This is a genomic window from Maribacter aurantiacus (assembly GCF_005780245.1).
Lineage (GTDB): Bacteria > Bacteroidota > Bacteroidia > Flavobacteriales > Flavobacteriaceae > Maribacter > Maribacter flavus.
This window is the reverse complement of the sequence record NZ_VBUK01000001.1, coordinates 488,120-511,485: the sequence shown is the minus strand read 5'-3', so window position 1 is coordinate 511,485 and position 23,366 is coordinate 488,120. Positions and strand designations below refer to the sequence as shown.

Sequence of the window (23,366 nt, the reverse complement as noted above, 5' to 3'; positions counted from 1 at the left end):
TGGAGGTTTTTTTGTGGTATTTTTAATCCAACTAATTTTAAAAACCATGCGAAAGATCCTTTTCTTTTCCTGCGCTGCCCTAGCTTTGCAAGCCTGCAAGACAGAAACAAAAAAAGAACCGATTGTTGTGAACTATCCAGAAACTGCCAAAGTCGACACCGTAGACACCTATTTTGGAACCGAGGTTAAAGACCCCTTCCGTTGGTTGGAGGATGACCGAAGTCCGGAAACCGAAGCTTGGGTCAAAAAACAGAACGAAACCACTTTTGGGTATTTGGAAAACATCCCTTACAGGAACGACCTAAAAAAACGGTTGGAAAAGCTTTGGAACTATGAAAAAGTAAGTGCCCCATTTACGGAAGGCGACTATACGTACTTCTATAAAAATAACGGGCTGCAGAACCAATATGTGGTCTATAGGAAAAAAGGGGATGCCGAAGCCGAGGTGTTCCTAGATCCCAACACCTTTTCGGAGGATGGTACCACCTCCTTGGCCGGACTGGAGTTCACCAAGGACGGATCCCTGGCAGCCTACCTTATCTCGGAAGGGGGAAGTGATTGGCGCAAGGCCATCGTGCTGCGTACGGAAACCAAGGAGGTTGTTGAGGATACTTTGGTCGATATCAAGTTCAGCGGAATTTCATGGAAAGGAAATGATGGATTTTATTATTCCAGTTACGATAAGCCCGAAGGCAGTGAGCTTTCCGCCAAAACGGACCAACACAAGGTCTACTACCATAAATTGGGAACCCCACAATCGCAGGACGAACTTATTTATGGCGGTATCCCCACGGAAAAACACCGCTATGTTGGGGCCAGTGTTACCGAAGACGAAAAATACCTGGTCATTTCAGCGTCTATTTCCACCTCGGGAAACAAATTGTTCATTCGCGATTTACAGGACCCCAACGGACTCCTGATCCCCATTGTGGATGATACGGATTCTGACAATTATATCATTGAGAATGTAGGTTCCAAACTCTACATCGTAACCAATAGAAATGCACCCAATCAAAAAATCGTTACCGTGGATGCCAAAAATCCTTCCCCGGAGAATTGGGAGGATTTTATTCCCGAAACGGAAAATGTATTGAGTCCCAATACGGGAGGCGGCTACTTCTTTGCCGAGTATATGGTAGATGCCATATCCAAAGTATTTCAGTACGATTACGAGGGTAATTTGGTGCGAGAGGTACAGCTTCCGGGTGTGGGAAGCGCCAGTGGTTTTGGCGGGAAAAAAGACGAAAAGGAATTCTATTTTTCCTTTACCAATTATAACACTCCGGGTTCATCCTATAGATACAATGTAGACACCGGGGAGTACGAGCAATATTGGAAACCGGAAATCGATTTCGATCCAGATGATTATGAATCCAAACAAGTTTTCTACGCTTCCAAGGACGGGACCAAAATCCCCATGATCATCACCCATAAAAAAGGCATCGAATTGAACGGAAAAAACCCGACCATCCTTTACGGGTATGGCGGTTTTAATGTAAGCCTTACCCCTTCGTTCAGTATCGTAAACGCCGTTTGGATGGAACAGGGCGGTGTGTATGCCGTTCCCAACCTACGAGGTGGTGGGGAATATGGCAAGAAATGGCACAATGCGGGTATCAAGACCAAAAAACAAAATGTTTTTGACGACTTCATCGCCGCTGCGGAATACCTCATCGACAACCAATATACCTCCAAGGAATATCTGGCCATCCGCGGGGGTTCCAATGGCGGACTTTTAGTAGGCGCCACCATGACCCAGCGTCCCGATTTGATGCAAGTGGCCCTGCCTGCCGTAGGGGTCATGGATATGCTTCGCTATCACACCTTTACCGCCGGAGCCGGTTGGGCCTATGACTATGGTACCTCAGAGGACAATGAGGAAATGTTCAACTATCTCAAGGGCTACTCCCCCGTTCATAATGTAAAGGAAGGAACGGCGTATCCTGCAACCTTGGTCACTACGGGCGACCATGATGACCGCGTGGTGCCTGCCCACAGCTTTAAGTTTGCCGCGGAGCTACAGGAAAAACAGGCCGGGGACAATCCAACCTTGATTAGAATCGAGACCAATGCCGGCCACGGTGCGGGAACTCCTGTGAGTAAGACCATAGAACAATATGCCGATATTTTTGGGTTTACCCTTTTCAATATGGGCTTTGAGGAACTGCCCAACCAATCCGTATTGAAGGAATTCAAGGAATAAGGGTTTAAATCAATAATTAAATGGAAAATCCGTTCTTATTTTTGGAACGGATTTTTTGTGCCCAACAGAACAGCACACTGGTTATGCTACGAATAGAAAATGTTTCTTTTGGTTATAATGCCGATACCGTACTGGAAAACATAGACCTTAGGGTCCAGCGCAGGGAACATGTGGCCCTCATAGGGGAGAGCGGGTGCGGGAAAAGCACCCTTTTAAAAATTCTATATGGCCTGATGGATTTGGAACAGGGCCAGATCTTTTGGGAAGACGAACCTGTTCTGGGACCGGCCTACAATCTGGTGCCTGGTGCCCCGTTTATGAAATACCTTTCCCAGGATTTTGACCTGATGCCCTTTACAACCGTATCGGAAAATATCAGTCAATATCTTTCCGTTTTCTATCCGAAGGAATTAAAGGAGCGTACCCAGAAACTTTTGGAGATGATCGAGCTTACCGATTTTGCCCATACCAAAGTCAAAAACCTGAGCGGGGGGCAGCAGCAGAGAGTAGCACTGGCGCGTGTATTGGCCCAAAAACCGGAAATTCTTCTTTTGGACGAACCTTTTAGCCATATAGACAACTTCTTGAAAAACAGCTTACGAAGAAACATTTTTAAGTATTTAAGGGACCACGGTATTACCTGCATTCTGGCTACCCATGATTATCAGGATGTGCTTCCTTTTACGGACAGGATAGTGGTACTAAAGGACAAGACTGTTTTGGCCAAAGGAAAACCCATGGACCTGTATGCAAACCCCAAAAGCCTATATATTGCCTCCCTGTTTGGCGAGGCCAACAGTATTTCTATCGATGTGCTCAAATCCTACGCCAACACCAAGCGAAAAATCATCGTGTATGCCCATGAGTTCCGGCTATCGGAAAATTCCGGTATCACTGTTTTCGCCAAAGAATCGTATCCTATGGGCCCTTATTATTTGATCAAAGGAGCATCCGAAGAAGGGGATACCCTATTCTTTCATTCCCCCTTTCCATTGGAACCGGAAAAGAAAGTGTATCTCAACGTTTCCATCGAAACCATAAACCAACGATTGCAAGGAGGAACGACAGTTTAACGATAAAATAGGGAAATGGGCCAATTCTCAGCAAAATTTTGCCCTTCAATAAACTAATCCGCACTTTGGACCGTTATTGGGTTCATTTACAATTAATACGAATTATGAAAAGAGTACATCTTATCCTGACCCTAGTCGTTTTTACCTTACTACTAGCACCCCTTTTTATCAACTAAGAACTCACTCCAAAGCAGTTTCTTACCTTTGTTCAAAACAGCTGATTGGACAAGGAAGGAATTTTAAAGGAACTCCAATTTAAGGCCATCCGCAGTAGCGGGCCAGGTGGACAACATGCCAATAAGGTGTCCTCCAAGGTGGAGCTGTCCTTTGATGTAGTAAATTCATCGGTTCTTTCCGAAACCGAGAAATCACGTATTTCCAAAAAACTGGGTTCCAAATTGACGAATGAAGGGGCCTTGTTATTGCAATGCGACGAATCCCGCAGTCAGCATAAGAACAAGGATTTGGTCGTTGAGCGGTTTTTTGCACTTTTGGAAGCCGCACTTAAAATTCCCAAAAAAAGAAAAGCCAGTAAGCCCTCCAAATCGGCCATAGAAAAGCGGTTGAAATCTAAGAAAGCTAATGCCGAAAAAAAAGCGAATCGGTCCAAACCGGAATTCTAGAAAACGGTTCCTAAACATATAAGAACATGTCTTTTTTTGGATGTTATGCAAACAGCATATACAAAACAAACACGGCCAACGCCCCGGTTAAGCCGAGTATTCCGCTTCCCAAGCTAAATAATCGATAGCCATTTTTTACGTTCATACCGCTCATTTGGGTAACCACCCAGAAAAAACTATCATTGGCGTGGGACACTACGGCCGATCCTGCACCGATCACAATCACCACCAAGGCTTTTTGTATCTCCGTTTCAAATCCTAGGGACGTCATCATGGGAAAAATAATCGAGGCCGAGGTCACCAACGCCACGGTGGAAGATCCCTGCGCCGATTTTATGGCAGCGGCAATGACAAAGGGCAGAAAAATACCCAAATTATATCCGCTGAGCAAATCGCCCAAGGTTTCGGCAATACCGGAATTTTGAAGAATCTTTCCAAAAATACCGCCCGCTCCTGTTATCAAGATGATAGATGCCGCATCCATAATGGCCTTACCGATCCATCCCGAGGAGGAGACCATATCGTACTCCAGCTTTTTCGGCAATAGTAAACACAGAAAAACACCTATAAGCAAAGCAATAACCGGCTCCCCGACAAAATTCAGGAAGTCGACAAAACCATTATCGATTCCTGTTCGTTCCGGGTTCAATATCGATCGTAAAACGATCAGTAAAATGGGTATAATGATGGGAATGGACGATTTCAAGGCACTTGGCTGTTCCTTGTATATCCTTTCAGAATCCGCACCCCCGATCAAGTCGGGTTCAATATAGGTTTTGGAGGCATACTTCGATGCAAATACGAGCCCTGCAATCAAAGCAATGATACTCACTGGAAAGCCAAAGGCAATGACCAAGCCCAAATCGGCCCCCAAAATACCTGCCGCCGCTATGGGACCCGGTGTTGGTGGCACCATGGTATGCGATGCCATAAGTCCCAATCCCAAGGCAATGGCCGGACCTGCAATGGAAATTTTTGCTTTTTTGGAAAGACTTTTGGATAATGGGTGCAACAATAGAAATCCACTATCCGCGAAAACGGGAATGGAAACAATATAGCCCAAGACACCCATGGCCGTGATGATTCTTTTTTTGCCGATGAACTTTAAGACCTTTTCGGCAATGGCAAAGGCGCCTCCGGTATTTTCCAAAAAAGCTCCAATGATTACGCCCAGAACGATAATCAACCCGATTTTCCCCAACGTTCCCCCAAAACCATCGTTAATGGATGTAATGATTTCTGAATAGGACATACCTGAAAACAGGCCGTAGGCCAAGGAAACGATCAAGAGTGCCATAAAGGCATGGACCTTCAATCGGGTCGTTAGGAAAATGATGGCCACAATGGCCAAAAGCAAATAAATCAGTACCATATCAGTGTAAATCCCTTTCTACCTTGGAACCGGAACCGCCGACCAGAAAATCAAGGTCGGCACCCAAATCGGCCTGCTCCACATGGTCAATATATAGTTTCACATAGCCCCTATCCGCAACAGGTTTTGGTGGAATCCATGCTTTCTTTCGTTTCGCTAATTCGGCATCGTCAATATCCAAATGCAAGGTTCTTTTGTGTACATCCAATTCTATCCAATCCCCGTTCTGTACCACGGCCAACGTTCCTCCCACTGTCGATTCCGGTGAAACGTGAAGCACTACGGTTCCGGCTGCGGTGCCGCTCATACGGCCATCGGAAATACGGACCATATCCGTAATGCCCTTGGCCAACAATTTTTTGGGCAAATCCACATTCCCCACTTCCGGCATGCCGGGATAGCCCTTGGGCCCTACTCCTTTCAGGACGATAACACTATTCTCGTCGATATCCAAATTAGGGTCATCGATACGTTCGTGGTAATCTTCCATCGTTTCAAAGACCACGGCCCTGCCACGGTGTTTCATCAGTTTGGGCGAAGCAGCCGAAGGTTTGATCACCGCGCCATTCTCACAAAGATTTCCTTTGAGTACGGCAATGCCCGATTTCTCCTGAAAAGGTTTTTCAAGCTTCGCAATAACATCGGTATCATAACAAATGGTGTCTTCATAATTTTTCGTCAGTGTTTTTCCGTTGACCGTAACCGTCTCCGGATGTAACAATGGCGTCAATTCCTTCATTACCACGGGGAGACCTCCGGCATAATAGAAATCCTCCATCAAGTATTTCCCGGAAGGTTTCATATTCACCAATAGTGGAATCTTGCTTCCAATGGTATCAAAATCCTCCAATTTTAAATCGACACCGATCCTGCGGGCTATGGCGGTAAGGTGAATTATCAAGTTAGTGGATCCTCCAACCGCTGCGTTCACAATGATGGCGTTTTCAAAGGCATTGCGCGTCAAGACTTTGGATAGGGTCAAATCCTCTTTCACCATCTCCACGATCCTGCGACCAGAAAGTTGTGCATACATTTTCTTTCTGGAATCCGCTGCGGGAATGGAGGAATACCCCGGAAGGGTCAATCCCAAGGCTTCGGTCATAGTGGCCATCGTTGATGCGGTACCCATCGTGTTACAGTGACCGATGCTCCGTGCCACACAGACTTCGGCTTCCCGAATATCGGCAGCTGAATATCCTTGGTTTTCCTGCCGTTCCTTGATCATCCAGTTCATTGATCCGGAACCTACCTTTTCTCCTCTAAAACGACCGCTTAACATGGGGCCGCCGGGTACTACAAGCGTGGGAAGATCCACACTGCAGGCTCCCATTATGGTGGACGGGGTGGTCTTGTCACAACCCGTCAACAGCACGATGCCATCCAAGGGATTGGCCCGGATGGATTCCTCTGTATCCATACTTGCCAAGTTGCGAAAGAGCATGGTTGTAGGTTTCATAATCGTTTCCCCTAGGGACATCACGGGAAACTCCATAGGCACGCCCCCAGCTTCCAAAATCCCCTTTTTAACCACTTCGGCGAAATCACGAAGTTGTCCATTACAAGGAGTTAATTCCGACCAGGTATTGCAAATACCAATGACGGGCCTACCCTCAAAATAATCATCGGGATATCCTTGGTTTCGCAACCAAGAACGGTGTACAAAACCCATCTTACCGTCATCCCCGAACCATTCAGAACTTCGAAGCTTTTTCTTTTTATCCATAGGAAAGTCGCAACAAATATTAATTTGGTGTCAAGATAGGCAAAAAATCCACGGATTATTTAGGATATCGATAAAACGGAAAAAGCGTTCCCGTTAAATAAAAAACTCTCCCCGGTAGTTTTTCCCAATAACAATTTGCCGATGGGTGTCGCCGGGGAAATACAGTAAATAGGAAGGCCTTCGGTAGTAATCGCCCCTGCGGAAATTGCAATAAAGTAATACCGATCTTCCGTTTCTACCAAGGCCCCCAAGCCTCCCATGGAGTTCAGGGAATCTAGCTGTACCCTATGGAGCAGTTCCTGCATTTTTTCACATTCGGCCAGTTGATTGCCCAGTTTTTCCCGTTCCAACTGCAACATGGCCCTTCCGGTTTCATGCTTGTCCCCGGCACTACTTTTGGTCTCAGAAGTCAAGGATTCCTGAACTTCCTGAATTTGCTTGGATATTCTGGACATACGATTGGATACAAATTCCTTGCAGTGTTCGTAGGCCCGTTTTTTAATTTCCCGATGCTTCTTCAACGTGATATAAATCGGCTAATTTATAGATCAGGAAGTTAATCATTTGGTCCGAACCTTTGCCCTCCTGCATCATTTCTTGGATGGCTTCCCTGTTTTCCCTTTTAAAATAATCCAAATCCCCGGATCTGTCGTCACTGAAGATATTCCAGGACCGTAAACCACTCAGCATGGCCCTGTGTGCCTGAAACTTGCGCTCAACCTCCTCCCTTTCCTTCTTTGAAAAATTTTCGGGGTTGTTCTGTATCTGTTTATATTCGGCAGTAATACGGGTGTCCAATTTCTCTGCTTCGGTAATGATTTTAAAGTAGGCCCTTGAAACAAGGGATTGATATTGGCTCTCGAAAGCCATTTCGTAATTTGTAGTAGATTCGTCCAAGACTTCCTCGTCATCCAAACTCGCGTAAAGTCCCACTGCTGGATCAACATTCTTGCCCTTTAGCGATTCCATCCAGGCCTGGGATTGTATCATCTCCTGCCAAACCTCATTATACCTGCGCTGATATTTGGTCTGGTTCACCGCACAGGACGAAAGCAGACAAACAAAAATTAATGCAATAAGGAAACTTCTTCCCATATAACGGAGTTCTCTTTTAAACATAAAAAAGCAAAAAGGTAGGAAGACATTATAAAGGCTTGGGGCACTTTATTCCCAGAAACGGGAACATGCAATATAGGAAGAAAATAGCATCTGCAATAGGGTGAGGGATAAGATGGATTAAAAATAGGTGTACGGTATATTTTCCTTAAAACAGGTCGCCCAATTGCCTTCCTACAGAGGTTCCAATGGCGATGCCCATACCTCCTAAGCGTACGCCACAGGCCACGTTTTCAGAAAGTGGTTTGATGATAGGCCGTTTTTGGGAACCTACGCCCATGATGCCGCTCCAACCATAATCGATCTCAACCTCTTGATGAGGCAAAATCACCGTTTGTAAGAGGTCTTTCAATTTATCCTGAACGACTTGTGTGGAACCGAATTCCATTGTTTCCTCCATATTGAAATCGAGGTTTCTTCCGCCACCAAAGAGGATTCGGTTATCGATGTTACGGAAGTAATAATAGCCCTCATCAAAATGGAAGGTACCCTTGATGGCCAGACCTGGAATAGGCTTGGTGATGATTACTTGGGCTCGGGCGGGTTGTACTTCTTCGTGCAACAATTGATTGGCAAAACCGTTCGTGGCAATCAAAAGTTTATTTGTTTTAAAGTCAAAATGTGCACAAGAAACCAAAACCGATCTTCCCAAATCTTCGATTTTTTCAACCTCGGTGGCATTCAAGATCTGTATTCCCGTTGTTTGTACTATCTGAAGCAGGGACCGCATCATATTCCCCGTATCTATTTGCCCTTCCAGCCGATGGGTGATATAGTTCTCCTGGATACCTTTGAAACGAAACCTATTGTCCGAAACTTCAAAAGGAGCTTGCTTAAAAATAGGCCTCAGCAAGGCATTGATATACTCCAATTTATCCAAGCATTGTTCGTATAAGTCGGCATCCTTTTCCAAAAACACTTCATGCCCCCCATACTTGTAATACCCGATGTTATCATCGCCCAAAAGTTCCCGAAGGGATTGGATGCCCCAATAGCGCTGTCCCACCAAGGACAATAGTTCCTCCTCGGAATGGGATTTTAGGTCGGACAGGATTTCCGAAATACTTCCAAAACAAGCAAAACCGGCGTTTTTGGTGCTGGCGCCCTGGGGCAAAACGCCCCGTTCCAAAACCAAAATGTTCGCTTTAGGATGTTTTTCGCGAAGTCGTAACGCGCAGGTCAGCCCTACGATTCCACTACCGATGATGGTGAAATCTACCTCGGACAACCACGATTTTCGTTCCCAATAGCTCAGGTTCATGGCCGTACCTGTTTTTGGATCCATAACAGCATTGTATTAAGTGCTTCCGGGGCCAGGGTCTGGGAAATCTGCCCATATTCGGTTGGAGAACCCGTAGTACTTTCCTGGAACAAATGGTTCAGCGTTGGGAGTTCCTTGATGGTCACCTGCGTATTTCCTCCACCTTCCAAGGCTTCTTGGATAGCGGTCAGATTTTCCCGTGGTGGCACCTGTACGTCCATTTCCCCGTTAATGGCCAGTACAGGACATGCCACTTCCCCTAACGTACCCGCCGGGTCATAACGGATAAAATGCAGCCACCATGGATTCAGCAACTGATCTACCCGTAATTGGGCATACGTATCTACATCAACCCCTGGGGGTTTGCTTGGTCCCGGATGTTCTTTAAAGTATTGGGTAAGGTCCGCACTTAATTGCGTCAGGTCCGTGGATTCCTTGATCATGGTAAAGACAGTCCTGTTGGCCGTTTCTATGTCCATGAGCATATTTTCACTGAGTCCGGACACTTTTCCAACGGCACGTTGCTGTAGCAAAAGCAGCTCATCACCGGGAATCCCTACCCCTGCCATGAGTACGATAAAGGCGATGTCCTTATCCCGACTCGCCACCATGGGCGCGATCATGCCCCCTTCGCTGTGGCCGACAAGCCCTATATTATTTTTATCGATTTCCTTTCTCGTCTGTAAATAGGCTATGGCAGCTTCCACGTCCTCTGAAAAATCTTCACTGGTGGCCGATTCAAAATTCCCGGTGGACAGGGCCGTGCCGCGGTCATCATAGCGGAGGACGGCAATGCCGTTACGCGTTAAATGGTCTGCCAAGACCAAAAAAGGCCGATGCCCGAACAATTCCTCGTCCCGATTTTGGGGCCCGCTGCCACTGATCAAGACCACCACGGGAAAAACGCCCTCTTTTTGGGGCAGGCTCAAGGTCCCGGCCAGCTCTATATCCGCCTTTTCGTTTCTAAAGGTGACTTCTTCCGTGTAATAGGGATAAGGCTTTACAGGTTCTTGGGGGCGCAAAACCGTTTCCTTTTGTGCAATTTCCCGGCTCAGTTCCAAAGGCATGATTTGCCCAAATTGATTAAAATCTCCGGATATAGTGCCCGCCTCGTTTAAAGTACCTTCGTAGACAATCCCCAGATTGGGCATGTTTATTTTTAATACTTGATTTTCAAAAGACGTGGAAGTCACCGGAATATCCTTCGCCCCCTGTTCTGGGCTGTCCATGGTAGCGGTATAGCCCTCGCCCTCCTCTTGAATATGAAAGACCAACCGCAATTGTATGCCCTGTACTTTTAACGTCCCATGCCAATCGCCAGTGATGTCTTGGGCGGTTATCGTGAGTGCCGAAAGGAATGAAAGTAAAAGTAAAGGGAGGGTTTTCATTAATTGATGGCCTTCTTATTTAAAGATAAATGATTGAAATAGTTTAAAAGTGAACACTGTTATCTATCCTCTTGAATATAGTAAATATCCACCTCCAATAATTAATAGAGGTGAAGCGAAAGATAGAAGTATTATAGTCCATCGATACAATCCCCAAAATGATATGATTCTTCTGTGATCACTGGTCTTGGAGTAAACTATTTTAACCTTATCCCCAACCTTGTACGGGGCTGGATTGGAACTTACTTCACTTTCAAAGGTAATTCTCTTATTAGTTCTATCTATATATTCAAAAACAGGTTTATAGGTATAACCGTCATCACTGCTGACCCTTAGTAGATCAATAACGGTGGCATTGGTTTTAATTCCATCGGCCATCAATTCTTTAGAAACACTGTATTGTTTAAAGGCAAAATAGATGAGTACAACTGAAATCAATAACAGACTTGCATATAAATATTCTATCATTTTCATGTTAGTTTAACAAAAGTTAAAACAATGGTTAGAGGTGCCTTTCCGATAACTTTCATCGGCTATAAGATTAATTATATATGTTTATTTTAATTCTGATCGTTTCTTGACAGCCTCCTTTACCACTAATGCTACTGAATTCACGTTAATATTATTTCGATTGCAGTAATCACTTTGAAACCATTCTTCCAAAGACTTGGCTCCCTTACTTGCATTACAGGACAAGCAACAAAGGGAAATATTATCTGTTCCGGTAATTCTGACATCATTTACAATATGTTCCCAAGATGGTTTATGTTTCCTTGATTCAGGTTGCTCTAAAAATTCCTGACCACAATAAACACAATTTTTATCTCTTTGCTTAACGAAATCCTCAACGTCTTTCGGTATTCCCCAACGATTTGCCATGACTAATTCTCTTCAAAAAAATCGTTATCAATTTCTTTAACTTCATAAACTGTTTTGACTTGAACTCCAACATTATATTGATGCATTAAGTCAACCAACTTTGCTCCATCAATTAAAATTATAGAATGGTGAGCTTCTCTTGCTTTTTTAATTGCCGAATCGTCAAATGTGGAAGTTGTAATAAAAACTCCTTTACTAGTGTCACCACTCATGGCACCTATAAAATTTCTTATGTCCTTTTCTCTTACCTTATTTTCATTATAGCGTTTTGCTTGGGTGTAAATTTTTTCAAGCCCTAATTTGTCTTCATTTATTATTCCGTCAATACCCCCATCATTTGATTTAGTAGTTTCAACGAAATCTCCATAACCCATTTTCTTCAGTAATATAAGTATGACCTTCTCAAAATAATAAGGATCAATTTCTTTAAGTCTTTCCAGAAGATTGGTTTTTACTTCTGTTTCAATTGAAGAAAATCCCGAATCAATTAAATCTTGAGGTGAGGCATTTTCTACGTTGACAGCGTCCAGTTCAATTTCGTTTTCTTTTTCGCTTATTACAGACTCTCGGTGATTTATAAAATCTTTATCATTTTGAAGGTCATGCAATGGTAAATTACCTTTTGCTAGTCTAGACTTACCTTTTTCGGTTATTTGAACAAATCCCCGTTGAGGATAGGAAACAAATTTGGCCATCTTCAAATATGATTTGCCCCATAGGATTCTATCAAGTAGAACATTAGCGCCAGAACTAGTCTTTTGATTAAGTAGTTCTACTGGTAAATAAGAATAATAAGTATCACGTACCCTTGATGCTAATTCACGGCTTTTTAGTGAATCGACTGAGTTTAGAATTTCTAGTATAGGAATAAAGGTTTCATGATATTTTGGTAGTTCCATATTCAAAACTTATCAAAGTGGATTACAATTCTAAGTAATAATTGATTTTATATACTTGCACCTAAGATAACCAAATCCCTATTAGAAATAGGATTACAGGTTTATGGGTAGCGGTTTTTGACGATGGTTTGACACAAATCGATTATCGATGATTCTTTAAGAGGTTGGCATTTCGCCTCCCTTCGGCTATCTCTCGACTCCCTTCGGCTACGCTCAGGGCAAGCTTCTCGGGACAAGCTTCTATTAGACCTTTTTTGTCGTTTCGACTCCGCTCAACGTCCAAAAGGTTCAAAAAAAAACTCCAACATCGCTGTTGGAGTTTTTTAATTTAATTTTCCTTGGGGGGGTCCATCTTAAAATCGTTCATAAAGGCGGTGGTATAGTTCCCCGCCAAATAATCTGGGTGGTCCATCAACTGCCTATGGAAAGGTATCGTGGTCTTTATCCCCTCGATCACAAACTCGTCCAGGGCCCTTTTCATCTTATTGATTGCCTCTTCCCGCGTCTGTGCCGTGGTAATCAATTTGGCGATCATGGAATCGTAGTTGGGCGGTATGCTATACCCACTATATACGTGGGTATCCATACGCACGCCATGGCCTCCCGGGGTGTGCAATGTTGTAATTTTTCCAGGGGAAGGCCTAAAGTTGTTATAGGGATCTTCCGCATTGATCCTACACTCAATGGAGTGTAGTTTTGGAATGTAGTTTTTACCAGAGATAGGAACTCCGGCCGCAACCAAAATCTGCTCACGGATCAAATCGTAATCGATGACCTGTTCCGTAATAGGGTGCTCCACCTGTATACGGGTGTTCATCTCCATAAAGTAGAACTTTCGGTGTTTGTCCACCAAAAACTCTACCGTACCGGCTCCTTCGTATTTGATATATTCCGCTGCCTTTACGGCCGCTTTTCCCATTTCGTCCCGGAGTTTGTCCGTCATAAAAGGAGATGGGGTTTCCTCCGTTAATTTTTGATGGCGACGCTGTACGGAACAGTCACGCTCGGACAGGTGACAGGCCTTCCCATATTGGTCGCCCACCACTTGGATTTCAATGTGTCTAGGCTCCTCGATCAGCTTTTCCATATACATCCCTCCGTTCCCAAAAGCCGCCTTGGCCTCTTTTACGGCACTTTCAAAGTGGGCCTCCATTTCGTCCTCGCTCCAAACGGCCCGCATTCCCTTACCACCACCTCCGGCAGTAGCCTTGATCATGACGGGATAGCCCATTTTCTTGGCGGTCTTCTTAGCATCGGCCAAATCCTTTAAGAGTCCGTCAGAACCAGGTACACAGGGAACCCCGGCCGCTTTCATGGTCGCCTTGGCCGTGGCCTTATCGCCCATACGGTCTATCTGTTCAGCGGAAGCCCCAATGAACTTGATATCGTGCTCCGCACATATCTTGGAGAACTTGGAGTTTTCCGAAAGGAAACCGTAGCCCGGGTGAATCGCGTCCGCATTGGTAATCTCGGCCGCTGCAATGATATTCGGTATCTTTAAATAGGATTCGCTACTGGGTGCAGGTCCTATACATACGGCCTCATCCGCAAAACGCACATGAAGGCTTTCCTCATCGGCCTTACTATAGACCGCTACCGTTTTTATACCCATTTCCTTACAGGTACGGATAACGCGCAGCGCAATTTCTCCCCTATTTGCAATCAGTATTTTTTTAAACATAACAGTTTCGAATTCCAAACTTCAAATTCCAAATTCCAAAATAGCATTTTTGGTATTTGGCACTCGATGCTTGCGGTTTAACCTTATGATGGATCTACTAAGAACAATGGTTGATCAAACTCCACTGGTGAGGAGTCATCTACCAATACCTTAACAATGGTACCGGCCACTTCAGATTCGATATCGTTGAACAACTTCATGGCCTCTATAACGCAAAGAACGTCACCGGCAGCAATCTTGTCCCCAACTTCCACAAAGGCAGGTTTGTCCGGAGATGGCTTTCTGTAGAAGGTTCCAATAATGGGCGATTTGATCGTGATGTATTTGGAATCGTCCTCTTTCTTTTCCGTTTCCTTGGCAGGGGTCGCAGGAGTAGTAGGTGCTTCTGGCTGCGTTTGTTGGGCAGCGGTAGGTGCTACGGGCGGTTGGGCCATAGGAATGGATTGTACAAACGTGGTTTCGCCACTGCCTGGGCTTCCGGTACGGATGGTGATCTTGATGTCATCCGTCTCCAATTTCACTTCACTAGCTCCCGATTTAGCTACGAACTTAATAAGGCTTTGAATTTCTTTAATATCCATAGTTGTAAATATATGTTAGTTTGGTCTCCCAATTAATAGGCCCACTTCAAATAAATGGATCCCCATGTAAATCCACCACCAAAGGCGGCAAAAACTAAATTATCTCCTTTTTTTAATTTATCCTCGTAATCACTTAACAGCAAAGGCAGCGTTGCCGATGTGGTGTTCCCGTACCGTTGAATATTCATCAATACCTTGGATTGGTCCAGCCCCATTCTATTGGCCGTGGCATCGATGATACGTTTATTGGCCTGATGCGGTACCAACCAGGATACATCGGTATCGGTTAGGTCATTGCGTTTCATGATGCGCTCCGCTACATCGGCCATATTGGAGACCGCAAACTTGAATACGGTCTTCCCGTCCTGAAAAATAAAATGCTTTCCATCCTTTACGGTCTGTTCCGTTGCGGGCATTAAGGAGCCTCCCCCTTCCATGCCCAAAAACTGACGACCAGAGCCATCGGCCCTAAGATATTCGTCCTTTAGTCCCAATCCCTCCTCATTGGGTTCGAACAGTACGGCACCCGCACCATCCCCAAAGATGATACAAGTCGTACGATCGGTGTAATCTATGATGGAGGACATTTTATCGGCCCCGATCAACAATACTTTTTTATATCGGCCAGATTCTATATACCTGGCGGCAGTGGACATCCCGAACAAAAAGCTGGAACATGCCGCCAAAAGATCATAGGCAAAAGCGTTCTTCGCACCAATTTCCGATGCTACAAAGGCCGCAGTAGAGGCGACCATACTATCCGGTGTGGCGGTGGCCACGATGACCAAATCTATTTCTGCCGGGTCCAGGTTTTTCTTTTGAAGGATCTGTTTAGCCGCCTGGATGGCCAAATAGGAAGAACCTTCCCCTTCCTCTTTTTTTAATATGCGTCGTTCCTTGATTCCCGTTCTGGTAGTAATCCACTCATCATTGGTTTCTACCATTTCTTCCAACATTTTATTGGTGAGGATAAATTGGGGAACATAGCCTCCCACAGCGGTTATGGCTGCTGTAATTTTGGTCATATTTTAATTGCTTTCGTGTGAAAAACTTTCAAAAACACGTCAAAAGTTGTGAAAATTAGTGATTTTCGCCGACTTTTTGTGGCAAAACAACCTGTTTTTGAAAAAATTAATGTGTTTGATACCGATGCACTCTTAAAAAGCCTAAAGCGGATTATTTCGGTAAACATTTGGATTATGGCTAAAAAAAACTCCCGCTTCATATGAAGTGGGAGTCGATAGTCCGTTTATAAAAGGCGCATTATGCCTCTACTTCCTCTGCTTTGTCAATCAAAACCTGGCCTCTGTAGTACAATTTACCCTCGTGCCAGTGGGCCCTATGGTACAAATGCATTTCTCCAGTGGTAGAATCTGTAGCCAATGTAGGTGCAACCGCTTTGTAATGTGTTCTTCTTTTGTCTCTCCTGGTTTTGGATGTCTTTCTTTTAGGATGTGCCATTTGTAACCTTATTTATCCGTTAATAGTTTTTTTAATTCGTCCCAACGGGGATCACTTGCCTCGTTTTCGTTTTTCTTGTCTTTTGGCTGAAGTTCCTGGAGTCGCTCCAAGGCTTCGGATTTCAACGTACCGTCCTCAATACCCGGATGCACCCTTTTTTGGGGTACGGCCAAGATAATCATCTCATAGATATACTGTGCAACGTTCACCTGATGCTCTCCGTGCGGTAAAATGAGGATTTCGTCGTCTTCATCGTCGTATTCCTCACCAAATTTTACCACGAGCTCCAAGCTCCCTTCTATAGGCTGATCGTAGGGTTCGCTGGTCATATCACAGTCAACGTTTACCGTTCCCGTCGCTTCAAAATCAAGTTCCAACATGGTACTTGTTTTGTTGAGAACAATCGTGAGGTCAACAGCTACTTCATTAAATTCGTCGTAACCAAAAGATTCAAAGAACTTGTTGTTGATTTCATACTTAAAGTCGTGTTTTCCCTGTTTCAACCCTGAAAAAGGAATAGTATACTCCTTTTGCTTCATCACGTACAACTCTTAATATTAAATCCTTACCTTAAAAGGCGGGTGCAAAGATACTATTATTTTGATAACGGGCAATAGTTATCAACTATTTATCTTCATAACTTTTTGGGTGCCAAAAACTAACGTTCGCGTTTGATGCGCTGTTTTTTCAAAACGTTTTCCGTAAGCTTCAAATACTCTGTTCTGTTCCTAAAAATCTTGATGGCCATAAATACGGCTTCCTTGAAGGAACTATGGTCTGCCTGTCCTTTGCCGGCAATTTCATACGCTGTACCGTGATCCGGAGAAGTGCGCACCTTATTGAGTCCCGCCGTAAAATTAACGCCCCTTCCAAAGGAAAGGGTCTTAAAGGGAATCAGTCCCTGGTCGTGATAGGCCGCCAATACGGCATCAAAATTCTTGTAATTATCCGAACCGAAAAAGCTGTCCGCGGAGTAGGGCCCAAAGACCAAATGTCCGTTATTGGCCATTTCTTTTATAACGGGTTTCAATACCTCCTCGTCTTCATTGCCTATCACCCCGTTGTCCCCACTATGCGGATTGATGCCCAAAAGCGCGATTTTGGGTTTCTGGATACCAAAATCCATTTTCAGGGATTTCTCGATCGTATTTACCTTATCCCGAATCAATCTGGGTATAATGGCCGATGCCACATCCTTAACAGCTACATGGTCCGTCAACAGCCCTATCTTGAGGTCGTCCGTAACCATGAACATCAAACTTTCCCCTTCCAGCTCCTGCGCGAGATAATCAGTATGACCGGGAAACTTAAAATCCTCCGCCTGAATGTTGTTCTTGTTGATGGGCGCCGTAACCAGGACATCGATATCGCCATTTTTTAAGGCGGCCACAGCGGCCTTTAGGGACTGGAGGGCGAAATCACCCCCTTCCTTGGTAGCCTGGCCAAATTGTATCTCAGGAACTTGTTTCCATACATTGACAATGTTCAGTTTTCCGTCCACGGCCTTGGAAGCCTCATGAACCCCGTTAAAGGGAATGGAAATGTTCAAAGCCTTTTGCTGGCCCGAAATGGTTTTGTTGGATGCAAAAATGATGGGAGTACAAAAATCGAGCATACGGCTGTCCTCAAAAGTCTTTAGGACCACCTCGCAGCCAATTCCGTTTAAATCCCCAATGGATATCCCCAACTTAATGTTCCCGTTTTCCTCCATTATATCTGTATCTTTGTGAGCTGATTTAGACTTCAAAATTACTTAAATTAAACGACACATGTTTACCGGAATCATTGAAACATTGGGAACAGTAACACATTTGGAATCCAAGGGTGGAAACCTTGATATCACGGTATCTTCCGGCATTACCTCTGAATTAAAAATAGACCAAAGTGTGGCGCATAATGGCGTTTGTTTGACCGTTGTGGAAATATCAGGCAATGCATATAGGGTAACCGCCATTGCAGAGACCTTGAAAAAGACCAATTTAGGCGATTTAAAGGTAGGCGACAGAGTGAATATGGAACGTGCCATGATTATGGGTTCCAGATTGGACGGGCATATCGTCCAGGGACATGTGGACCAAACTGGCGTTTGCACGAACATCCAAGAAGAAAACGGAAGTTGGATATTCTCCTTTGAATATGACCCGGCCACCGGAAACCCTACCATAGAAAAAGGATCCATTACTATTGATGGCACAAGTCTGACAGTAGTGAATTCAGGAACAAACACTTTTAATGTGGCGATAATTCCCTACACCTACGAGCATACGAGATTCAATACCTATAAAGTGGGCACGGTAGTTAATCTTGAATTTGATGTTATAGGGAAGTACGTGGCCAAGTTGATGGGGCAATCGAAGTAACAGGAATCAATTTAGGTAAATTGAAGGAAAACCTATTCAATTGGAAAACTTCATTTCGTTATTGACTTTCTACAGCGTATGCACTAAGAATTTCAAGCGAGGTAAATTTTAGTGCCTTAATATGTGTGGCTTCCAATAGTACCTTGGGTGCCTTTCCTACTTTCTCCGCCTGTAGCCAACGAGAAATGCACAGGCACCATTTATCACCTTCTTGAAGTCCGGGAAAATTCCATTGGGGAATTGGTGTAGATAGATCATTGCCCATGGACTTCGTATATTCCAAAAATTCCTTGGACATTATGGCACAAACCACATGGGTACCCACGTCCTCAACACCTGTTTTACAGAATCCGTCCCTGTAAAAACCGGTCTTGGGTTTATGGCAACAGGCAATCAGTGTTGTACCCAAAACATTTTTTAGCGAGCTTTCCATTCGTTATAAAAATTTACTACCTGATAGGGGAATTTAAATTCCTTGCTTCGGATTTTGTCGGCCAGAGGTGGACAATCGCTAAAAAATTGAATCAACAGGTTCCGTTTTAATCCTAAGAGTCCTTGGTCTGCCCTTACCAATGTAGGGTTATCCCGCTTTTTTAGATACGCGATATCCATTACCATCCCTTCACCTTGTTCCTGCAATTCAAACTTATACAGAGAAACTACTCCCTCTACTTCCAAACGAAGAAACCTGTCCTCTCCGTCCAAATTAAACGATCTGTAAATGGAATCGCCTTTTCTATAGGATTGGATGTTATCTGCTGAATATCGCTTCTTACGCCCGTTGCCCTTAAATTTGATTTTAGTAAAAATGCCTCCAAACGGACCCATTTTTCGGTCACTAACATTGCCGATCAAAGTGTCTCCTTTCAAGGTGACAACATAACCAGGGAGATACACTTCCTGCGCCTGGATTTCATTTATATTAACTGAAAAAATGAACAGAAACGATAAAAAGTAAGTTTGTCGAACCGGAAGCCGTGAAATCATACTTTGAAAAAAATCTTCCGTTGGTACAACACATATCCCAAAAAGGCGTAAAAGGCCAGAACGGTAAGTCCATATAACAAGGAAGACATTTCCATCGAAATAGCATCGTGCACATAGATTTTCTGGAACAACCAACCATGTAGGGACGTGTCGCCCACCTGAATTTGACCCATCACTTTCGCAATGAAGCTGGACAGAAAATAGATGATAATGGCATTGGCCCCGGCATATCTAAAAATACTCCCAAACTTGATTTGTTTAACATCGGTCAAATAATAAATCAAGGCCAAAATCAAATTGGCCCAACCTGCGGTAACCAACACAAAACTACTGGTCCATAAGGCCTTGTTGATAGGAAATACTAAATCCCATAAGTGCCCAATGATCAAAAGACTGCCTCCAATACCCATTAAGAGCGTTGCTTTCTTCTCCTGCTTGGAAACCAGTATCAATCCGGTAAAAATCCCCAGTAGGGAACTGACTATGGAAGGAATGGTGCTCAAAAGTCCTTCGGGGTCATAATCCGGCTTGTAATTATGCGACCCGAATACTTTAACATCCAACCAATTGGCAAAATTGTTAGGAGCCCTTTCCAAGGTTGAGGCAACGCCGTCCACAGGCACCAAGGTCATTAACAACCAATATCCTACCAAAAGTCCAATAGCGATACCAACCAAAGTTTTCCATTTAAAATTGATGAAAAGAATAGACGCGAAAAAGAAAACCACACCAATCCGTTGCAATACCCCTGGAAAACGAATATTCTCCCAAGCTTTAAAAAAAGGAAACTCGATGATAAAGGCCCCCAGAAATAGCCCCAAACCTATAAGTTTAAGGGTCCGAACGATAATTTTTTTATAGGTGTTGGAATTCACCTCTTTGTTCCGATATGAAAACACAATGCTTGTTCCCACAATAAACAAAAAGAAGGGAAATACCAGATCGGTTGGGGTATACCCGTGCCACTCGGCATGTCTAAAGGGGGCATATACGTTCGTCCAAGTACCTGGTGTGTTTACTAAAACCATTAACAAGATGGTCGCACCCCTAAAAATATCAACGGAAAGAATTCTGTTTTGCATAAGACTAAAATTAAAGGATGTTATCTTTCATTCTATTCCAAGCCTTTACCAACAGAAAGCCCGTAACCAAGGCAATACCCGTTAAGATGAGGGCACTTGTACTCCTCCCATAAATCCAATAGCCCGTTGCAAACATGATGGAATAGATAAGGACGCAACCTAAAAGCATTGCCGTAATTCCTTGGGGTACGCTCCATTTTTCGTCCTTCGCGATTTGGACTCCGTCCGTTTCTGCTTCCTGGACAATTTTTGCCCAGCCCGGACCCCCAGGCTGAATTTTCTTATAAAAAGAGCGTAGCGTTTCCTTGGATTCCGGTTTGGTCATAAATGTAGTGGCAAGCCAAATGGCCGTGGTAAGCAGTACTACAAATACATACTCGCTCCAACTTGGAAAAACTCCCGTTTCTTCGGCAAAAAGAAATGGTCCGATAACGGTTGTCTTTAAAAGAATGGAAATAATTCCAGATGCGAACATGGCAGCGATTTCGCTCCATGCATTGATACGCCACCAAAACCATCGTAATATGAATATGAGCCCGGTCCCGGCACCAAATGTCAAAAGGATGTCAAAAATCTGAAGGGCGTTTTCAAGAGCAAGTGCCAAGGCGGCGCTCAATACCATTAAGATGACCGTTGAAATTCGGCCCACGGCCACCATTTGTTTTTCGGTGGCGTTGGGATTCAATTGTTGTTTGTAAAAATCAAAAACGATGTAAGAAGAACCCCAGTTCAATTGGGTTGAAATGGTACTCATGTACGCGGCGATCAAGGAGGCCAAAACGACCCCCAAAAGACCACTTGGCAACTTCGTCAACATGGCCGAATAGGCCAAATCCTGTCCCAATTTACCTTCATCGATATTGGGAAAGGCCTCTTGGATGCTTGCAATGTCCGGGAAAACGACTAAAGAAGCCAAGGCGACCAAAATCCAAGGCCAAGGTCGTAAGGCATAGTGCATAATGTTAAAGAAGAACGTAGCTCCTATCGCATGATTCTCGTTCTTGGAAGCCAACATTCGTTGTGCGATATACCCGCCTCCACCAGGTTCGGCCCCGGGATACCAGGCGCTCCACCATTGCACCGCCAAGGGTATGATGAGCAACATTATGAGCGCTTTTTTATCGCTAAAATTCGGGAGAATATCAAGTTTCGTTTTTACCAAGTCGTTTGCCATTAAGGCCTCCACACCACCTACTTCGGGGATGTTTACCAAATAATACGCCGCTCCAATGGCACCGGACATGGCAACGAAAAACAAAAGGAAATCGGTATACACTACACCCTTAAAACCTCCAAGGGCACTAAAGGTCACGGTAATCAAGCCCGCTCCTACAACGGTTTCCCATGGTTCAAGTCCCAACATAATACCTCCAATTTTAATGGCGGCCAACGTAACGGAGGCCATGGTAATAATGTTGAACAAGGCACCTAAATATACCGCCCTGAATTTGCGCAGGAAACTTGCCGGTTTACCTCCATACCGCATTTCATAAAACTCCAAGTCTGTATTTACATTGGAACGTCTCCATAATTTGGCATACACAAAGACCGTAAGCAAACCGGTTAATAAGAAGGCCCACCATACCCAGTTTCCTGAAACACCATTGGTACGTACGATATCGGTCACGAGGTTCGGCGTATCGGTTGAAAACGTCGTGGCTACCATGGAAAGCCCAAGTAACCACCAAGGCATGGTACGCCCTGAAAGGAAAAATTCCGAAGAGTCCTTCCCTGATTTTTTGGAGACATAAATTCCTATTCCTAAAACGATAGAGAAGAAGACCACTATAAAACTGTAGTCGAGGGTGCTTAATTCCATAGTTTGGTTGTTAGTTAGCTACTAAAGATAAAATAATTTAAGATACTTTTGTGATTTGCCCGATAAACCATGGAAATCTCTTTAACGTCTTGGATTTTGGCCACGCTTGCCGCCTTTGTAATAGGCATGTCCAAGGCAGGGATTAAGGGAATCGCGGTCATCAATGTTACCTTTATGGCCTTGGCTTTTGGGGCCAAGGAATCCACGGGTATGGTAGTACCGCTCCTTATTTTGGCCGATATTTTCGCGGTCATCTACTACAACAGGCATACCCAATGGAGTTATGTCTTCAAGGTATTGCCATGGATGGTATTTGGACTGCTTATTGGGGTTATATTAGGTAAGGACCTTCCCGAAAACCTGTTTAGGATTGGCATGGCGATCATTATCATCATCACCGTAATTATGATGTATTGGTGGGATCGGAAAAAAGTGAAGACGGTTCCCACCCATTGGGCCTTTTCAGGCACTATTGGCACCCTGGCCGGTATCACCACCATGGTAGGGAATTTGGCGGGAGCCTTTTCCAATATTTATTTTTTGGCGATGCGCCTGCCCAAAAATCATTTTATAGGGACGGCAGCTTGGTTGTTTTTGATCGTTAATGTTTTAAAGTTGCCCTTTCACTTTTTTGTCTGGAAAACCATTACGTGGGAATCCCTGATACTCAATGTAAAACTATTGCCCGGCATATTCCTGGGTTTCTTTGTTGGGATTCGCATTATTAAATTGATCAATGAGGAGTTTTTCCGTAAAATGATTTTGGTGCTTACCGCACTAGGGGCGCTCTTAATTATGGTGGGATAGAATATAGAAAATCCAATTATAAAATTCCAAACCCCAAATTCAAGATTACAT

The 23,366-nt window shown here is 44.2% G+C and carries 24 protein-coding genes; 5 read left to right on the top strand and 19 right to left on the bottom strand.

Annotated elements, in window-relative coordinates; all coding sequences use genetic code 11:
• Nucleotides 1-46 precede the first annotated feature (46 nt).
• The 3 genes from FEK29_RS02170 (at nucleotide 47) to arfB (ending at nucleotide 3,899) form a co-directional block, all read left to right on the top strand.
• Nucleotides 47-2,203 carry a prolyl oligopeptidase family serine peptidase gene (locus FEK29_RS02170; RefSeq protein ID WP_138256753.1) on the top strand — a complete coding sequence of 719 codons (2,157 nt, stop codon included), beginning with the start codon at nucleotides 47-49 and terminating at the stop codon, nucleotides 2,201-2,203.
• A 20-nt stretch (nucleotides 2,204-2,223) separates the two neighbouring features.
• Complete coding sequence (locus tag FEK29_RS02165) at nucleotides 2,224-3,276, top strand: ABC transporter ATP-binding protein (RefSeq protein WP_317129158.1); 1,053 nt, start codon at nucleotides 2,224-2,226, stop codon at nucleotides 3,274-3,276.
• 221 nt (nucleotides 3,277-3,497) lie between these two features.
• A complete protein-coding gene (gene arfB, locus FEK29_RS02160) occupies nucleotides 3,498-3,899 on the top strand; it encodes an alternative ribosome rescue aminoacyl-tRNA hydrolase ArfB (RefSeq protein WP_138256752.1) in 402 nt (133 codons plus the stop codon).
• A 43-nt stretch (nucleotides 3,900-3,942) separates the two neighbouring features.
• On the opposite strand, the gene FEK29_RS02155 is transcribed toward arfB, so the two are convergent.
• The 15 genes from FEK29_RS02155 to pdxA form a co-directional block, all read right to left on the bottom strand.
• Nucleotides 3,943-5,271 carry a GntP family permease gene (locus FEK29_RS02155; RefSeq protein ID WP_138256751.1) on the bottom strand — a complete coding sequence of 443 codons (1,329 nt, stop codon included), beginning with the start codon at nucleotides 5,269-5,271 and terminating at the stop codon, nucleotides 3,943-3,945.
• A 1-nt stretch (nucleotide 5,272) separates the two neighbouring features.
• Nucleotides 5,273-6,994 carry an IlvD/Edd family dehydratase gene (locus tag FEK29_RS02150; protein WP_138256750.1) on the bottom strand — a complete coding sequence of 574 codons (1,722 nt, stop codon included), beginning with the start codon at nucleotides 6,992-6,994 and terminating at the stop codon, nucleotides 5,273-5,275.
• 59 nt (nucleotides 6,995-7,053) lie between these two features.
• Nucleotides 7,054-7,449 (bottom strand): GreA/GreB family elongation factor, encoded by a 396-nt coding sequence (locus tag FEK29_RS02145; RefSeq protein ID WP_138256749.1) that lies wholly within the window; start codon nucleotides 7,447-7,449, stop codon nucleotides 7,054-7,056.
• Between the two features lie 43 nt (nucleotides 7,450-7,492).
• Nucleotides 7,493-8,089: a hypothetical protein gene (locus tag FEK29_RS02140; protein ID WP_138256748.1), complete on the bottom strand. Its 597-nt coding sequence runs from the start codon at nucleotides 8,087-8,089 to the stop codon at nucleotides 7,493-7,495.
• Nucleotides 8,090-8,258: 169 nt separating this feature from the next.
• The gene (locus FEK29_RS02135) at nucleotides 8,259-9,371 is read right to left on the bottom strand and encodes an NAD(P)/FAD-dependent oxidoreductase (RefSeq protein ID WP_138257324.1); all 1,113 of its coding nucleotides are present in this window, start codon (nucleotides 9,369-9,371) and stop codon (nucleotides 8,259-8,261) included.
• Entirely contained in the window at nucleotides 9,368-10,759 is a 1,392-nt protein-coding gene (locus tag FEK29_RS02130) for an alpha/beta hydrolase family protein (RefSeq protein WP_138256747.1), read from the bottom strand. The genes FEK29_RS02135 and FEK29_RS02130 overlap by 4 nt, the downstream gene beginning before the upstream one ends.
• A gap of 63 nt (nucleotides 10,760-10,822) precedes the next feature.
• On the bottom strand, nucleotides 10,823-11,227 hold the full coding sequence (locus tag FEK29_RS02125; protein WP_161595300.1) for a DUF3592 domain-containing protein: 405 nt from the start codon (nucleotides 11,225-11,227) through the stop codon (nucleotides 10,823-10,825).
• Between the two features lie 87 nt (nucleotides 11,228-11,314).
• Entirely contained in the window at nucleotides 11,315-11,638 is a 324-nt protein-coding gene (locus FEK29_RS02120) for an HNH endonuclease (protein WP_125221941.1), read from the bottom strand.
• A 2-nt stretch (nucleotides 11,639-11,640) separates the two neighbouring features.
• Nucleotides 11,641-12,537 carry a restriction endonuclease gene (locus tag FEK29_RS02115; RefSeq protein WP_125221940.1) on the bottom strand — a complete coding sequence of 299 codons (897 nt, stop codon included), beginning with the start codon at nucleotides 12,535-12,537 and terminating at the stop codon, nucleotides 11,641-11,643.
• A gap of 328 nt (nucleotides 12,538-12,865) precedes the next feature.
• A complete protein-coding gene (gene accC / locus FEK29_RS02110) occupies nucleotides 12,866-14,218 on the bottom strand; it encodes an acetyl-CoA carboxylase biotin carboxylase subunit (RefSeq protein WP_138256746.1) in 1,353 nt (450 codons plus the stop codon).
• A gap of 83 nt (nucleotides 14,219-14,301) precedes the next feature.
• Nucleotides 14,302-14,799, bottom strand: a complete 498-nt coding sequence (accB, locus tag FEK29_RS02105; protein WP_138256745.1) for an acetyl-CoA carboxylase biotin carboxyl carrier protein — start codon at nucleotides 14,797-14,799, stop codon at nucleotides 14,302-14,304.
• A gap of 32 nt (nucleotides 14,800-14,831) precedes the next feature.
• Complete coding sequence (locus tag FEK29_RS02100; protein ID WP_138256744.1) at nucleotides 14,832-15,824, bottom strand: beta-ketoacyl-ACP synthase III; 993 nt, start codon at nucleotides 15,822-15,824, stop codon at nucleotides 14,832-14,834.
• Between the two features lie 238 nt (nucleotides 15,825-16,062).
• On the bottom strand, nucleotides 16,063-16,260 hold the full coding sequence (gene rpmF, locus FEK29_RS02095) for a 50S ribosomal protein L32 (RefSeq protein WP_125221936.1): 198 nt from the start codon (nucleotides 16,258-16,260) through the stop codon (nucleotides 16,063-16,065).
• Nucleotides 16,261-16,268: 8 nt separating this feature from the next.
• On the bottom strand, nucleotides 16,269-16,799 hold the full coding sequence (locus FEK29_RS02090; RefSeq protein ID WP_138256743.1) for a YceD family protein: 531 nt from the start codon (nucleotides 16,797-16,799) through the stop codon (nucleotides 16,269-16,271).
• A gap of 119 nt (nucleotides 16,800-16,918) precedes the next feature.
• Nucleotides 16,919-17,971, bottom strand: a complete 1,053-nt coding sequence (gene pdxA / locus FEK29_RS02085; protein ID WP_138257323.1) for a 4-hydroxythreonine-4-phosphate dehydrogenase PdxA — start codon at nucleotides 17,969-17,971, stop codon at nucleotides 16,919-16,921.
• A 58-nt stretch (nucleotides 17,972-18,029) separates the two neighbouring features.
• On the opposite strand from pdxA, the gene FEK29_RS02080 reads away from it, so the two are divergent.
• Nucleotides 18,030-18,620 (top strand): riboflavin synthase, encoded by a 591-nt coding sequence (locus FEK29_RS02080; RefSeq protein WP_138256742.1) that lies wholly within the window; start codon nucleotides 18,030-18,032, stop codon nucleotides 18,618-18,620.
• Nucleotides 18,621-18,678: 58 nt separating this feature from the next.
• Here the strand turns inward: FEK29_RS02080 and FEK29_RS02075 are convergent, their stop codons facing one another.
• From FEK29_RS02075 to FEK29_RS02060, 4 genes are read right to left on the bottom strand one after another with little or no spacing between them, the layout of a single operon-like run.
• Entirely contained in the window at nucleotides 18,679-19,053 is a 375-nt protein-coding gene (locus FEK29_RS02075) for a DUF2237 family protein (protein WP_138256741.1), read from the bottom strand.
• Entirely contained in the window at nucleotides 19,038-19,607 is a 570-nt protein-coding gene (locus tag FEK29_RS02070; protein ID WP_138256740.1) for a hypothetical protein, read from the bottom strand. The genes FEK29_RS02075 and FEK29_RS02070 overlap by 16 nt, the downstream gene beginning before the upstream one ends.
• On the bottom strand, nucleotides 19,604-20,689 hold the full coding sequence (locus tag FEK29_RS02065; protein WP_138256739.1) for an acyltransferase family protein: 1,086 nt from the start codon (nucleotides 20,687-20,689) through the stop codon (nucleotides 19,604-19,606). Before FEK29_RS02065 ends, FEK29_RS02070 begins: the two co-directional genes overlap by 4 nt.
• A gap of 10 nt (nucleotides 20,690-20,699) precedes the next feature.
• Complete coding sequence (locus FEK29_RS02060; protein WP_138256738.1) at nucleotides 20,700-22,508, bottom strand: sodium:solute symporter family protein; 1,809 nt, start codon at nucleotides 22,506-22,508, stop codon at nucleotides 20,700-20,702.
• Between the two features lie 69 nt (nucleotides 22,509-22,577).
• Between FEK29_RS02060 and FEK29_RS02055 the strand changes: the two genes are divergently transcribed.
• Nucleotides 22,578-23,315 (top strand): sulfite exporter TauE/SafE family protein, encoded by a 738-nt coding sequence (locus FEK29_RS02055; protein WP_138256737.1) that lies wholly within the window; start codon nucleotides 22,578-22,580, stop codon nucleotides 23,313-23,315.
• The last annotated feature ends 51 nt before the right edge of the window (nucleotides 23,316-23,366 follow it).

What these genes read in the sequence shown, in the direction of transcription:
- FEK29_RS02170 (WP_138256753.1), top strand. Translation starts at nt 47, where the DNA reads ATGCGAAAGATCCTTTTCTTTTCCTGCGCTGCCCTAGCTTTGCAAGCC.
- FEK29_RS02165 (WP_317129158.1), top strand. Translation starts at nt 2,224, where the DNA reads ATGGAAAATCCGTTCTTATTTTTGGAACGGATTTTTTGTGCCCAACAG.
- FEK29_RS02155 (WP_138256751.1), bottom strand. Translation starts at nt 5,271, where the DNA reads ATGGTACTGATTTATTTGCTTTTGGCCATTGTGGCCATCATTTTCCTA.
- FEK29_RS02150 (WP_138256750.1), bottom strand. Translation starts at nt 6,994, where the DNA reads ATGGATAAAAAGAAAAAGCTTCGAAGTTCTGAATGGTTCGGGGATGAC.
- FEK29_RS02145 (WP_138256749.1), bottom strand. Translation starts at nt 7,449, where the DNA reads ATGTCCAGAATATCCAAGCAAATTCAGGAAGTTCAGGAATCCTTGACT.
- FEK29_RS02140 (WP_138256748.1), bottom strand. Translation starts at nt 8,089, where the DNA reads ATGGGAAGAAGTTTCCTTATTGCATTAATTTTTGTTTGTCTGCTTTCG.
- FEK29_RS02135 (WP_138257324.1), bottom strand. Translation starts at nt 9,371, where the DNA reads ATGAACCTGAGCTATTGGGAACGAAAATCGTGGTTGTCCGAGGTAGAT.
- FEK29_RS02130 (WP_138256747.1), bottom strand. Translation starts at nt 10,759, where the DNA reads ATGAAAACCCTCCCTTTACTTTTACTTTCATTCCTTTCGGCACTCACG.
- FEK29_RS02125 (WP_161595300.1), bottom strand. Translation starts at nt 11,227, where the DNA reads ATGATAGAATATTTATATGCAAGTCTGTTATTGATTTCAGTTGTACTC.
- FEK29_RS02120 (WP_125221941.1), bottom strand. Translation starts at nt 11,638, where the DNA reads ATGGCAAATCGTTGGGGAATACCGAAAGACGTTGAGGATTTCGTTAAG.
- FEK29_RS02115 (WP_125221940.1), bottom strand. Translation starts at nt 12,537, where the DNA reads ATGGAACTACCAAAATATCATGAAACCTTTATTCCTATACTAGAAATT.
- accC (WP_138256746.1), bottom strand. Translation starts at nt 14,218, where the DNA reads ATGTTTAAAAAAATACTGATTGCAAATAGGGGAGAAATTGCGCTGCGC.
- accB (WP_138256745.1), bottom strand. Translation starts at nt 14,799, where the DNA reads ATGGATATTAAAGAAATTCAAAGCCTTATTAAGTTCGTAGCTAAATCG.
- FEK29_RS02100 (WP_138256744.1), bottom strand. Translation starts at nt 15,824, where the DNA reads ATGACCAAAATTACAGCAGCCATAACCGCTGTGGGAGGCTATGTTCCC.
- rpmF (WP_125221936.1), bottom strand. Translation starts at nt 16,260, where the DNA reads ATGGCACATCCTAAAAGAAAGACATCCAAAACCAGGAGAGACAAAAGA.
- FEK29_RS02090 (WP_138256743.1), bottom strand. Translation starts at nt 16,799, where the DNA reads ATGAAGCAAAAGGAGTATACTATTCCTTTTTCAGGGTTGAAACAGGGA.
- pdxA (WP_138257323.1), bottom strand. Translation starts at nt 17,971, where the DNA reads ATGGAGGAAAACGGGAACATTAAGTTGGGGATATCCATTGGGGATTTA.
- FEK29_RS02080 (WP_138256742.1), top strand. Translation starts at nt 18,030, where the DNA reads ATGTTTACCGGAATCATTGAAACATTGGGAACAGTAACACATTTGGAA.
- FEK29_RS02075 (WP_138256741.1), bottom strand. Translation starts at nt 19,053, where the DNA reads ATGGAAAGCTCGCTAAAAAATGTTTTGGGTACAACACTGATTGCCTGT.
- FEK29_RS02070 (WP_138256740.1), bottom strand. Translation starts at nt 19,607, where the DNA reads ATGATTTCACGGCTTCCGGTTCGACAAACTTACTTTTTATCGTTTCTG.
- FEK29_RS02065 (WP_138256739.1), bottom strand. Translation starts at nt 20,689, where the DNA reads ATGCAAAACAGAATTCTTTCCGTTGATATTTTTAGGGGTGCGACCATC.
- FEK29_RS02060 (WP_138256738.1), bottom strand. Translation starts at nt 22,508, where the DNA reads ATGGAATTAAGCACCCTCGACTACAGTTTTATAGTGGTCTTCTTCTCT.
- FEK29_RS02055 (WP_138256737.1), top strand. Translation starts at nt 22,578, where the DNA reads ATGGAAATCTCTTTAACGTCTTGGATTTTGGCCACGCTTGCCGCCTTT.